Below are 11999 nucleotides of genomic sequence, written 5' to 3'. Positions count from 1 at the left end.
TTTGACAATTTTCGATTGTTATCCAATTGTTACAGAATTGATATGAAGCAAAATACAATTGAAACGTTCACTCAATTTGACAAGGAAAAAACATGTTTTAATAAAAATAGATTAAATGTGCTATACAATTAACCGTTGACAACTTAAATGTGACACCATATTATAGAGATATGAAATAGATTAAACGCTTTCAAACTATGATTGAAGAAAAGGGGAATGTACGGTGGGTACAATTGTTTGTCAGGATTGCAATGAAACCATTGATCAGTTTGAGAATGAAAAAGTGACGACACTTTACGGAACTTGTGGTCACTGTCATTGCTGTGATGAAGCCTCTGAATAAATAAAAAAGCATGCAGCTCCGTTCTGGGGCAGCATGCTTTCTTTTTATAAAATTGGTTTTTGTTCTTTAATGACTCGAATCATTTCTAACGTAGAATCTTCAGGTCCTTGAACAGGTAGACCAATTTCAATATTTTTAAAGATATACGAAATATTTTCTTCTGTAATGATCTCGCCTGGGATAAAAATCGGAATACCAGGCGGGTACACCATGACAAACTCTGCAATAATACGACCAGCAGCTTGTTTGAATGGAATCACTTCAGTTGTGGCGTAAAAAGCATCGCGCGGGGTCATAGCAAGTGATGGGATTTCAGGTAATAGCACTTCCGTAACGGCGTGTTTCCCGTCATCACGTGCAGATGTAGCTGCAATCTCTTCCATAGCAGACACAAGGGTATCAATGGTTTCTTCAGAATCACCAGGTGTCACGATACATAAAATGTTGTAAAGGTCAGAGAGCTCCACTTCAATACGATAGCTTTCTCTCAACCATTTTTCAACATCATGACCATTCAGCCCAAGGTCTTTAATGGAGATAATTAATTTGGTTGGGTCATAATCGTAAGTCGAAGCCGAATCTAATATCTCTTGACCGATACAGGTAATTCCATCAATTTGATTCAAACGATTTCTGGCAGTTTCAGCTAAACGAATCGCTTTATCCGCAAGTGCTTTTCCTTCGGTGGCTAATCGTTTTCTGGCGACATCCAGTGATGCTAAAAGCAAATAAGAAGTGGACGTTGTTGTAAGCATGCTCAAAATAGATTGGACACGGTCTTTTGAAACAAGTCCTTCCTTCATATTTAAAATAGAGCTTTGTGTGAGAGAACCTCCTAGTTTATGAACACTTGTTGCTGCCATATCGGCTCCTGCTTGCATCGCAGAGAGTGGCAGCTCATCGTGAAAATGAATGTGTACGCCGTGCGCTTCATCAACAAGGACCGGCACACCAAATGAATGGGCAATCTCAACAATTGTTTTTAAGTCAGCTGAGATGCCAAAGTACGTCGGGTTAATTACAAGCAGTCCTTTTGCATCTGGATGTTCAGTGAGTGCTTTTTGTGCTGAAGCTGGCGTAATGCCGTGTGAAATGCCAAGCTCTTTGTCGATTTCTGGATGAATAAAAATGGGAATTGCACCAGAGAATACAATCGCTGACATAATTGATTTATGGACGTTACGCGGAACAATGATTTTATCACCAGGTCCGCAGACGGTCATTACCATTGTCATAATGGCGCCGCTTGTTCCTTGAATGGAGAAAAAAGTATGGTCTGCACCGAATGCTTCGGCTGCTAATTCCTGTGCTTCTTTTATTATCCCTCGAGGAGAATGCAAATCATCGAGAGGCTCTATATTAATGAGGTCAATACTTAGCGCATTGTCTCCAATAAATGCTCGAAATTCAGGGTCCATTCCGGCTCCTTTTTTATGGCCTGGAATGTGAAATTGTACTGGATTTGTTGAAGCATGTTTTTTGAGGCCAGTGTATAAGGGTGTATCATGTTGTGACAATTGCTTTCCCACCTTCATCGAAATACCTGCTGTTATTATGCCGTTAAGTAGCAGATTTCATTGCATAAAACAAAAGAATTATATTATGAACTGTTCGGAATGTAAAGTATAAAAATCAAGCAGTATCTTGTAGATGTGATGCTATAATAGAAGTTCAAATGAAAAGAGTCATGTTAAAGTGAGGGAAGAGTAAATGGAATATCAATATCCAATGGATATCGAATGGACAACAGAGGAAAAAATTGCTGTCATTTCGTTTTTCCAAGCGATTGAAAAAGCATATGAAAAAGGGGTAGCGAAACAGGAGCTGTTAAATGCTTATAAGCGGTTTAAAGAGGTTGTGCCATCAAAATCAGAGGAAAAGACGTATTGTGCAGCTTTTGAAAAGGGAAGTGGTTATTCCTCTTACCGCACAGTAAAAAAGGCGAAGGAAGCAGAAGAAACAGCCATCATACGTATGTAAAAAACGAGCCAATTCTGGCTCGTTTTTTATACAGATTCTTTATGGGTGAAGCGATAAAGAAATGCTAAAGTATGGAAGGCTTCTTCAATTTTTGATAAAAATGCTTCATTATTCATTTGAACGACTTCCTCTCTAGGTAGCTGGATACCGCAAAGGAGTTCGGCTCTTTTTACTGTTTGCACACGTTGAAATAATGTTTTCAGCCCTTCAGCATCAAGCTCGCTGTGGCGCAGTACGTCTGGTTTCATATGATCTTTAGACCAAACAAAATCTTGCGGAATTTTCTTTTGAATGGTATCTAGCTCTTTTTCAAATAACTGACCATACTCACCTTTGACAGGAGATTCGTATATAAGCGCAAACCAAACAAATACATGGGTTTTCCAAAGTCCAATTTGAAAATGAGGGAGTTTTTTATAGCCACGTTTGCTGTTTGCGAAGGCTACCCACGTATCATTTGGCGGGTTCACCGATCTTCTTGCATGTTTTGCTACATGGACAAACATCTCATCACCTGTAACAGAAGAAAGGAGCGGTGCGAAGTGTTCGCCAAGTGCCTCAAGCTTTGGACGGACTCTTTCCTTTAATACGGTCATTCGTTCATCTAAACCGTCAACTGTGAATGTTTCAAAATCTTCATCTTTAAAACGCATCTCACTCATGTTAAGCCTCCTGTTTATTTTCGCTGATCATATTTTATCATAGCTTAGGTCAAGCTCAAAAAAAAGATGCACCATGAAGAGAAAGAGTTACTGCTGAAGCGATTTAGCGTTTGAAACCATCAATTTAGTGGTACATAAGAAATAGGTAAAGACACAATTTTTAGAATGTCGTTACAGTTATGCGATCTCTTCATACGATATAAGCAAGAACCGTTTCTCTTATCAATTGAATCTTTCATAAATGAAAACTGGCAAGGAATGAATCATTCTCTGGAAGGGGCGTTGACCAATGAAGCAAATCGTGAAGCATGGGTATAGACAGGAGAAGAAGAATCGCATTGTTGTGTGGAGATTAGAGGTTGATTATGAGCTTTCTACGCTTCATGAAGCCATCGAGCAAAAAGATGACATCCAAATTGAACGAAGCAAACGAAAGCTTGAGCGCCTAAGAAAAGAATGGGAACAGCTTCAAGGGTAGAACAAGTGAGGTAAAAACGAACCAATTCAGCGGTTCGTTTTTGTATGAAGCTGCATTTTTCTTGCTTTTACGTACATAAAATCAGTATGCTAATATAAACAGGTTATACATAGAAAAGAGGTTTTCAGGCTGATGACAAACTGGGTGGAAATTGACCGTCTTGCAAAGCTCTGGGTAAAAGAAGCGGGAAATCGCATGAAAGTATCCATGCAGGAAGGTTTATCTATTGAAACAAAATCAAATCCAAATGATCTTGTCACAAATATTGATAAAGAAACAGAACGTTTTTTCATTGAAAAAATTCAGTCGACATTTACAGACCATCACATCTTAGGGGAAGAGGGCCAAGGGGAACAGGTAACTTCCCTTGATGGGATTGTCTGGATCATTGATCCGATTGATGGAACGATGAACTTTGTCCATCAAAAACGGAATTTCGCCATTTCAATTGGGATATTTGAAAATGGAATCGGAAAAATCGGTCTTATTTATGATGTCATTCATGACGAGCTATACCATGCAGTCAAAGGAAAAGGGGCGTATATGAATGATATAGCGCTACCGCGACTAAAGGAAGTAGCCATAGAAAAAGCGATTGTTGGCATTAATCCAACATGGGTCATTGAAAGTCCGTATTTCGATGCAAAACCGTTTGCTCGACTCGTGCGTGATGTCAGAGGAACAAGGACCATTGGATCAGCTGCCCTTGAACTCGCTTATATTGCAAGTGGCAGAAGTGACGCTTACGTGACCATGAGGCTTTCGCCATGGGATTATGCAGCCGGCTGCGTATTGCTTGATGAGGTAGGAGCTGTTTACTCAAACATTCACGGAGAACCGCTCACCTTCCTAGACAAAAACAGTATCGTTGCAGGGAACAAATCCATCTGTGAAAAAATCTTGCAAGACTACATAAAAGGAAGCAAACATAAAAAGTAACGACAATCACTTCATGAGGATGAAGTGATTTCTTGTTTTTGATGAAACTTTTTGGTAAGACAAATGTCTATACGAACGAGGCCTTAATTTCATGCAAAGGATTGTGTATAGATGTTTGATTTGTTTAGCGATTTATCTCTCCATTTTGAAAGATACTTTATTTTAAATGAGTACAGTATGAAGATCATCCAGTGGTGTGTTCTTGGACTTTTTGTCCTGTATGTAACGATTCCCTTGTGTAAAGGCAATAAAAACAGTTATCTGTTTTATGCGGGAATCGCATTGAGAGTTGTTCTATTAAGCGGAATGACACTCGAAATGATTCACCAAGTCAATGCTAGGGATTATACCGTTGAAACATTTGAAGTGTTAACAAGTTTTATGCAATTTTTGATTTATGGTTATGTTCTGCTTGCATCACTTTATTATGTGATTTCGCTTTCTTTTCTAAAAAATAAAGGCTTGTTTTTCACCTTTGATTTATCTGTTTTACTGTTGCCCTTATTTCAAACGGTGTTTATCGTCTTAGCTGAGATCAAACGTTTTTATGATAGTGGTGATGTCGGACTGGTGGGGAGAGACCTTATTGGAATCGCTCTCATGTGTGGTTTTACGATATCGCTCCTGTTTCTTTTCTTCCGTTTGTTTTGGCATCAGAAAAGGAAGGATATGCTCCTGTTCTATGGTCTTATCTTAGCTGCATTGCTGTATATTTTTTACCCTTCGATCTCGAAGTATCAACTTCAATCCTCGCTGAAATCGATCGTCATTATTGTGGCAGCAGCAGGAAGTTTTATGACCATTTATTTATTAGATGTTTTATTAAAAAACAAGGTGAGATGGAGACAGTTGATGATAGGAAGCATTGCAGTTTTTTTTATGCTATTACTCAATCCAATCATGAACGTGCCCCATGCATTGTTTCAAATTACCAAAACGGAAATCACCGATACTTTCTCGGATGATGATCACCCTCTATCTGCAAAAAGTGCGAAAGAACTCGCAATGAAATTTGTGCCTGCTAATCATCAATTACACGTAAAGGCTAGTGATCAGCCGATTGAATATCATTACTTGTTTGTTGATGATGAATATGAAGTCAATATTTCCGCTTTTACAGGCGAATTAAAAAGCTATTCTTATCAAGGACATGCAAAGGGAAAGGTTTTAACCGATAAAGAATATAAGAAAAGAACGATCGAATTCTTTGAAAGAAGTGGACGAACCATTGATTTGGATCGTATTCATGTCGAAATTGAAAAAGGCGAAAGAGAGACGACCATTTCGCTTCAGTCGAAAATGCCTGATGATGAGCATGAGAGTTTAGCGGATGCGACATGGGAAGGAGAGACACTTCTACAAGCACAATACACTAACTCAATCTTCCGTTTAAAAGATTTAGACCGTATTAAGATAACAGAGAAAGATATTGCAAAAAAAATAAACAACATCTATGATCAGCTCAAACTTCATCCACCTGCATATCAAATCACGAGTATTGATGATTTTTACTTTGATTGGAACCATCTGGTGAAAGTGAAAGCAGCAGACCAATCTGTTTTTCAATTTAATGGTTCAACAAAAGAACTGGTTGAAATACAACTGTCTAAAGCGACCCTCAATCAGAGAAAAGAAAAAATCAGTGATGATGATTTGATAACTCTTATGGGGAGACAACCGTCAGAGGTTGTCAAAAAATCAGGTTCAGAAAATCATACGAAGTATTTCTTTGATCATTCATCTTCCGCTTTAAATATGACAAAAGAAGCTAGCGAAATTAGGTTAAGTTGGCAATCAGAATCATCCCTTCCACATATGATTTCAAATCACGAACGTGATTTGATCTATCAACAGGTGTTAAAAAGATATAACCCTTATATGATCTATAAAAAACAAATAAAACCTGTGAGAATGATCAATAAAGAAGGGGAAATGAGAATTTCGTGGTTTGTCATTATACAAACATTCGGAGCAAATGAGCATGAAATATATGAAGTAAATGGACGAACAAAAGAGGTGCACCGTTTTGACAGATAAAGAGAAACAAGCAATCTTTCAAGACTTATATGAGTTGTATCAGGAAGGGGAATTAGAAGAAGAGGCTGCGAATTGGATGAAAATTCATGAGGAACAGTATCAGCATTCTTTGGCGGAAAATGAGCAGTCTAAAGAACTGATTGAGAATGATTATAACCAGTTGAGACATATGAAAGTTTTCATGTATATGCTATACACCTGTTTTATTTTATTATCCATTTGGATGACTGTGTGGTTTTATTTTTAATGGCCAAATCAACTCATCAGATTGAAAAAATATATGAAGAACATTATCAGGAAATTACTAAATACTTATATCGCCGTACAGGAAATATTGAAACGGCAAAGGACTTGTCACAGGACGTATTTATTAAGGCACTGCATGGGTTATCTTCATTTAAAGGACATTCTAGTGTAAAAACGTGGCTTTATACCATTGCATATCACACATTTGTAAATGACTATCGACGAAAAGTGAAGCGCTCTTTTACAGATGTAGAAGATTTTGATCAGATAGAGCAACAGTCTTTCACCACACCAGAAGATCACATAGAAAAACAAGCTGACATTCAAAGGCTGTGGACCAATATCAATCAGTTGAAGGATACTTACAGGGATGTGCTCATTTTAAGAGAAATACAGGAATTATCTTATGAAGAAGTGGCTGAAATTCTGAATTGGAAGTTATCTAAAGTAAAAACAACCCTTCATCGAGCAAGATTAGAACTGAAACGAATGTTACATTGTGAGGAGTTCAATAAATGAGCTGTTATCTTATCAAAGAACTGCTGCCACTTTATATAGAAGGGGATTGTAGTGCAGAGACAAAAAAAATAGTCGAGGAGCACTTACGTTCGTGTGAAATATGCAGTCATCTTTATCGAGAAATGATAGAGCCTATACCACTTATAAAGATGTCAGGAGATCCAATACCATATATGGATGAAAATGAAGAAAAAAGAAAATTTAAAGAACGTTATTTCGGAAAACTTTTACTCAGAGCATGCATAGCGTTTGGTATAGTATACGTTGTCATGGTCATCCTCTATTGGTTCAAATAAAACAACCCCATCTGGTTCGTCCAGATGGGGTTTTAGAGCTTAGCTTAATTTTTCTTTAGCAATTTGAATTGCATCATAGAAAGTTTTAAGTTGCTCTTGAGGGATTTTCTTTAGCAATTGGTTGATCACAAGTAATTCAGTAGAGCTGAACCCAAGACCTTTTGCAATTTTAGAATCAATCACGACATTCCCTTTTTTGTCTAGAACAAGTGCATCTCCTGCAAGATCAACAATTCTGATTACTGATTTGAAAAGTTTTTCAAATTTTTCAGCTTCTTCTTTAGTAAGACCAAGCTCAACAGCTTTCTTTGCGTCAAATGCTAACTTTCCTTTATCGTTTTTAGTGATGCTTTCACTGAAAACGATTGTTAGAACAGCTGCACGATCTAAGAATTTTTCAGCAGTTGCAGCTTCTTCCTCTGTAAGACCAAGCTCAACAGCTTTCTTCACATCAAATGTGTAGCTGTTATCTTCCACAACAAATGAATTGATGAGGATGTTGATGACACGCCCGTTTTTCTCCAATAAATTCTTAATGATTTCTTGCTGCTCAAAAGGAATCCCTTTGAAGGTTGCAGCTTTGGCTTGCCCAGGAGCTACTGTTGTGAAAGTAAGAATGATGGCTAAAGCGAAAAATACAACAGAGCTGAGCGATTTGCTCAATAACTTCTTCATGCTTCTTTTCTCTCCCTTTTCTGTTAAATTTTTGTTGCAAGAACAGCATACCATGAGAAACTTCATGGAAGAATAGGGTAAATGTAACATTGTGTTTGATTTTGGAGAACTATAAACGTTCTTGTCGAATCGCAAAGAGGGGCATATTGCTTATGTTGGCCTAACCCATTGCTTAAGTTCAAACTAGAAACTGGGCAATTCATAGGTTGATGGTCTTGGAATTGTTCAAAATAAAAAGCCTTCTACTGTGTAAAATGCAGAAGGCTTGCAAAAATTTTTTATGATACGTTTAATTTTCTTTTTAATGTAAATCCTGTACCCATGAAAATCATGACGAAAACAATACTGATAATTGTTCCGAGTATGCTTTTTTCAGCTACAGATACTCCAATAAACGCCATACTGACCACTGCAAGAAATGCACATAATAATAGAAGCCATTTGATTCGTTTCATTTGTCTCCATCCTTTTTATAGAGTTAATATCAGTTTACAGAAAAACAATCGGCTTTTAAAGGGGATTGTGATATAATATGAAAGTTATCTATTTATTTTAGGAGATGAAAATGTGAAACTTCGAAAAGACCTTCGCAACATCGCAATTATTGCCCACGTTGACCATGGTAAAACGACGCTTGTTGACCAATTGCTCCATCAAGCCGGTACTTTCCGAGCGAATGAAAATATCGCTGAAAGAGCCATGGACTCAAATGATTTAGAGCGAGAGCGCGGTATTACAATTTTAGCTAAAAATACTGCGATCCATTATAAAGATACACGCATTAATATTTTAGATACACCTGGACACGCCGATTTCGGTGGTGAAGTTGAGCGTATCATGAAAATGGTAGATGGTGTACTTCTAGTTGTGGATGCTTATGAAGGCTGTATGCCTCAAACACGATTTGTGCTAAAAAAAGCACTTGAGCAAAACTTAACACCAATTGTTGTCGTCAATAAAATTGACCGTGACTTTGCTCGTCCTAATGAAGTTGTGGATGAAGTCATTGACCTGTTTATTGAATTGGATGCGACTGAAGAACAGCTTGAATTCCCAGTTGTGTATGCATCAGCAATCAATGGTACAGCAAGTCATGATGCGAGCAAGCAAGATGAAAACATGGAAGCTTTATTTGAAGCGATTGTTAACCATATTCCAAGTCCAATTGACAACCATGAAGAACCGCTTCAATTCCAAGTCGCACTACTTGATTACAATGATTATGTTGGAAGAATTGGGATCGGTCGTGTATTTAGAGGAACGATGCAGGTAGGTCAGCAAGTGGCACTGATGAAAGTTGATGGCAGTGTCAAACAATTCCGTGTAACCAAGATTTTTGGTTTCCAAGGTCTAAAACGAGTTGAAATCAACGAAGCGAAAGCTGGAGATCTTGTTGCCGTATCTGGTATGGAAGACATTAACGTTGGTGAAACAGTTTGTCCAGTAGAACACCAAGAGGCACTTCCAATCCTTCGTATTGATGAGCCAACACTTCAAATGACGTTTGTCGTGAATAACAGTCCGTTTGCAGGGCGTGAAGGGAAATATGTGACATCACGTAAAATTGAAGAGCGTCTAAAGCAGCAACTTCAAACAGATGTGAGTCTTCGTGTTGATCCTACTGATTCACCTGATGCATGGATTGTTTCTGGACGTGGAGAGCTTCACTTATCTATTCTGATTGAGAATATGAGACGTGAAGGTTTCGAATTACAAGTATCGAAACCAGAAGTTATTGTAAAAGAAATTGATGGTGTTCGATGTGAGCCTGTTGAGCGTGTTCAAATTGATGTTCCAGAAGAGCATACTGGTTCTGTTATGGAATCAATGGGCGCAAGAAAAGGTGAAATGATTGACATGATTAATAATGGTAACGGTCAAGTTCGCCTGATCTTTCATGTTCCATCACGTGGTTTAATCGGATATTCAACTGAATTTCTCTCATTAACGCGTGGTTTTGGTATTCTTAACCATACTTTTGATAGCTACCAGCCAATGCAGTCTGGTCAAGTTGGTGGACGCCGTCAAGGTGTACTTGTTTCTATGGAAACAGGTAAAGCGACAGCTTATGGAATCCAAGGGGTAGAAGAACGTGGTGTGATCTTTGTTGAACCGGGTACGGAAGTATATCAAGGAATGATTGTCGGTGAGCATAACCGTGAGAATGACCTTGTTGTAAACATTAGCCGTATGAAACAACAAACAAACATCCGCTCAGCAACAAAAGATCAAACTGTGAGTATGAAAAAACCACGTATTATGTCACTTGAGGAATCTCTTGAGTATTTAAATGATGACGAATATTGTGAAGTCACACCTAAATCTATTCGTCTAAGAAAGAAAATTTTAGATAAAAACGAACGTGAGAAAGCAGCGAAGAAGAAAAAGCTAGCAGGATTATCTTAATTCCATGAAGAAATAAAAAGATAGAACCCTGAAATATAAGGGGAGGGAATCTTTTTGAATGAACAGGAAGTAAGTGAGCATTTATCTTTTTTCGCCATGTTGTATCGTGTCGATGAAAATCCACAAACAGGGATGTGGCTCCTTTATGGCACTGTCCTTGTTTTAGCGATTATTGTTTTTAAGCTCGGCTTTGCAAGACGTTTACCGATATTAAAAGCAATCATTATTTATCTGTTTTTAATTTTTGGATGTACGTTTCTTACATTTCTAGGGATCTTTTTGCCAGTGGCGGAAGGTCTTGTTGTGGCAGCTACCATTTTGATTATTTATAAAATACGGCTGCATCGTGCGAGAAAAGAGGGAACGATGAATACGTAAAAAGACCTGATGATATGTCAGGTCTTTTTTTATGTTTTTCGTTCTTTTTTCTTCTTTTTCTCTTTTGTCGCAGGATCTTGATAAAGAGAGAATCTGCCAGTTTTAATGCGATCTTCAGTCTTTATTTTAATTCTTTCATGGCAATCATCGCACATATATGTATGAATCGGTCGATTTCTTAACCGTTTAGCAACCAATGTATCGTCATCAATTGTTTCAAGCGTTTCACATAACGAGCATTTCACTCTCACCATTTTCACCTCACTCCATTGTCCTTATTATAGCACGTTTTATCACTGACTTGAATTAACATCGAAAACGGCTTATATCACAGGAGGTATAAGCCGTTTTCATTATTTCTTATGATTCATATGATGGTTTGATTGATCGTTTTGGTTTTTTTCTAATTGCTTTTGATCGTTTTGCTTGAGCTGATGATTAGCATCGTTTGTTGGGTCTGTTTCGCTACGATCGATTTCATTATGAGGCATCTCTGGCATAACGCGTCCGACAATAGCAGCAAGCTCATCCATAATACCGCTTACAGGACGTCCTTTTTGTATTTCTTTGCCCATTTGTTTTAATCTGCTGACTGTATCAGGGTCAGCGACAACGACAGCATTGGCACCTTCAGGATCATTTTTCAGCGCTTTAGCTACCGAATATTTAATGGTTTCTACCTTACTTCGATCTAAATCATCTTTTACATCAATTCCAACGACAGCATAGCGGCCTATGACAACGGCAGTTGCATCTTTTACATCTGCTACATGCTCTGTCACGTTCACGAGATGTTGTGCTACATCTGTCGATGAGCGGGCGTGATCGGTTGTTTTCTTTGATGAATCTGATACCCGAACCAAGCGCTCGCGTCCTTCTTGCCCAGCGCCAGTCTCGTGCTTTTCCTGCTGCTGACAAGCGCCTAATAAAAAGATGGTCTGAATCATCAAGAGTTTAAAAAACAGACGCATTTGTATTTCCTCCTTCACAAACTGCATGATTTATTTTATTGTTGAATTAACCTTCTAACTTTATTCATG

General features: G+C 38.0%; 16 protein-coding genes. 10 read left to right on the top strand and 6 right to left on the bottom strand.

Translation table 11 applies throughout. The annotated features are described in order from the left end of the window. Positions 1 to 223 precede the first annotated feature (223 nt). Positions 224 to 343: a GapA-binding peptide SR1P gene (locus ACIQCE_RS02475; protein WP_400493446.1), complete on the top strand. Its 120-nt coding sequence runs from the start codon at positions 224 to 226 to the stop codon at positions 341 to 343. 44 nt (positions 344 to 387) lie between these two features. On the opposite strand, the gene ACIQCE_RS02470 is transcribed toward ACIQCE_RS02475, so the two are convergent. Continuing rightward, entirely contained in the window at positions 388 to 1860 is a 1473-nt protein-coding gene (locus tag ACIQCE_RS02470) for an aminotransferase class I/II-fold pyridoxal phosphate-dependent enzyme (protein WP_400493445.1), read from the bottom strand. Positions 1861 to 2053: 193 nt separating this feature from the next. On the opposite strand from ACIQCE_RS02470, the gene ACIQCE_RS02465 reads away from it, so the two are divergent. Next, positions 2054 to 2323: a UPF0223 family protein gene (locus ACIQCE_RS02465; protein ID WP_353855904.1), complete on the top strand. Its 270-nt coding sequence runs from the start codon at positions 2054 to 2056 to the stop codon at positions 2321 to 2323. Between the two features lie 26 nt (positions 2324 to 2349). On the opposite strand, the gene ACIQCE_RS02460 is transcribed toward ACIQCE_RS02465, so the two are convergent. Then, the gene (locus ACIQCE_RS02460) at positions 2350 to 2985 is read right to left on the bottom strand and encodes a YktB family protein (RefSeq protein WP_400493444.1); all 636 of its coding nucleotides are present in this window, start codon (positions 2983 to 2985) and stop codon (positions 2350 to 2352) included. A gap of 289 nt (positions 2986 to 3274) precedes the next feature. Here ACIQCE_RS02460 and ACIQCE_RS02455 point away from each other — a divergent pair, with 289 nt between their 5' ends. The 6 genes from ACIQCE_RS02455 (at position 3275) to ACIQCE_RS02430 (ending at position 7500) form a co-directional block, all read left to right on the top strand. After that, positions 3275 to 3463 carry a hypothetical protein gene (locus ACIQCE_RS02455; RefSeq protein WP_400493442.1) on the top strand — a complete coding sequence of 63 codons (189 nt, stop codon included), beginning with the start codon at positions 3275 to 3277 and terminating at the stop codon, positions 3461 to 3463. 132 nt (positions 3464 to 3595) lie between these two features. Beyond that, positions 3596 to 4402, top strand: coding sequence for an inositol monophosphatase family protein (locus ACIQCE_RS02450; protein WP_400493441.1), 807 nt, complete (start codon positions 3596 to 3598; stop codon positions 4400 to 4402). A gap of 111 nt (positions 4403 to 4513) precedes the next feature. Further along, a complete protein-coding gene (locus ACIQCE_RS02445) occupies positions 4514 to 6439 on the top strand; it encodes a hypothetical protein (RefSeq protein WP_400493439.1) in 1926 nt (641 codons plus the stop codon). Further along, a complete protein-coding gene (locus ACIQCE_RS02440; protein WP_400493438.1) occupies positions 6429 to 6686 on the top strand; it encodes a hypothetical protein in 258 nt (85 codons plus the stop codon). The genes ACIQCE_RS02445 and ACIQCE_RS02440 overlap by 11 nt, the downstream gene beginning before the upstream one ends. Next, positions 6686 to 7204 (top strand): RNA polymerase sigma factor, encoded by a 519-nt coding sequence (locus ACIQCE_RS02435; protein WP_400493437.1) that lies wholly within the window; start codon positions 6686 to 6688, stop codon positions 7202 to 7204. The genes ACIQCE_RS02440 and ACIQCE_RS02435 overlap by 1 nt, the downstream gene beginning before the upstream one ends. Continuing rightward, complete coding sequence (locus tag ACIQCE_RS02430; protein ID WP_400493436.1) at positions 7201 to 7500, top strand: anti-sigma factor family protein; 300 nt, start codon at positions 7201 to 7203, stop codon at positions 7498 to 7500. The genes ACIQCE_RS02435 and ACIQCE_RS02430 overlap by 4 nt, the downstream gene beginning before the upstream one ends. Before the next feature lie 39 nt (positions 7501 to 7539). Here the strand turns inward: ACIQCE_RS02430 and ACIQCE_RS02425 are convergent, their stop codons facing one another. Both ACIQCE_RS02425 and ACIQCE_RS02420 read right to left on the bottom strand, forming a co-directional pair. Next, the gene (locus ACIQCE_RS02425; RefSeq protein ID WP_353855896.1) at positions 7540 to 8175 is read right to left on the bottom strand and encodes a hypothetical protein; all 636 of its coding nucleotides are present in this window, start codon (positions 8173 to 8175) and stop codon (positions 7540 to 7542) included. A gap of 278 nt (positions 8176 to 8453) precedes the next feature. Then, positions 8454 to 8630 carry a DUF5325 family protein gene (locus ACIQCE_RS02420; RefSeq protein WP_400493435.1) on the bottom strand — a complete coding sequence of 59 codons (177 nt, stop codon included), beginning with the start codon at positions 8628 to 8630 and terminating at the stop codon, positions 8454 to 8456. 112 nt (positions 8631 to 8742) lie between these two features. Here ACIQCE_RS02420 and typA point away from each other — a divergent pair, with 112 nt between their 5' ends. Both typA and ACIQCE_RS02410 read left to right on the top strand, forming a co-directional pair. Continuing rightward, the gene (typA, locus tag ACIQCE_RS02415; RefSeq protein WP_400493434.1) at positions 8743 to 10581 is read left to right on the top strand and encodes a translational GTPase TypA; all 1839 of its coding nucleotides are present in this window, start codon (positions 8743 to 8745) and stop codon (positions 10579 to 10581) included. Positions 10582 to 10677: 96 nt separating this feature from the next. Continuing rightward, positions 10678 to 10959: a YlaH-like family protein gene (locus ACIQCE_RS02410; RefSeq protein ID WP_400493825.1), complete on the top strand. Its 282-nt coding sequence runs from the start codon at positions 10678 to 10680 to the stop codon at positions 10957 to 10959. Positions 10960 to 10988: 29 nt separating this feature from the next. Here ACIQCE_RS02410 and ACIQCE_RS02405 read toward each other — a convergent pair whose 3' ends face one another. Continuing rightward, complete coding sequence (locus ACIQCE_RS02405; protein ID WP_400493433.1) at positions 10989 to 11213, bottom strand: YlaI family protein; 225 nt, start codon at positions 11211 to 11213, stop codon at positions 10989 to 10991. A 99-nt stretch (positions 11214 to 11312) separates the two neighbouring features. Next, the gene (locus ACIQCE_RS02400) at positions 11313 to 11930 is read right to left on the bottom strand and encodes a YhcN/YlaJ family sporulation lipoprotein (RefSeq protein WP_353855892.1); all 618 of its coding nucleotides are present in this window, start codon (positions 11928 to 11930) and stop codon (positions 11313 to 11315) included. Positions 11931 to 11999: the final 69 nt, after the last annotated feature.

It is taken from the genome of Bacillus sp. NPDC093026, from assembly GCF_044754665.1.
Classification (GTDB): Bacteria; Bacillota; Bacilli; order Bacillales; family Bacillaceae; genus Bacillus; species Bacillus maqinnsis.
The sequence above is the reverse complement of the archived record's forward strand: the minus strand, read 5'-3'. Positions and strand labels throughout refer to the sequence as shown.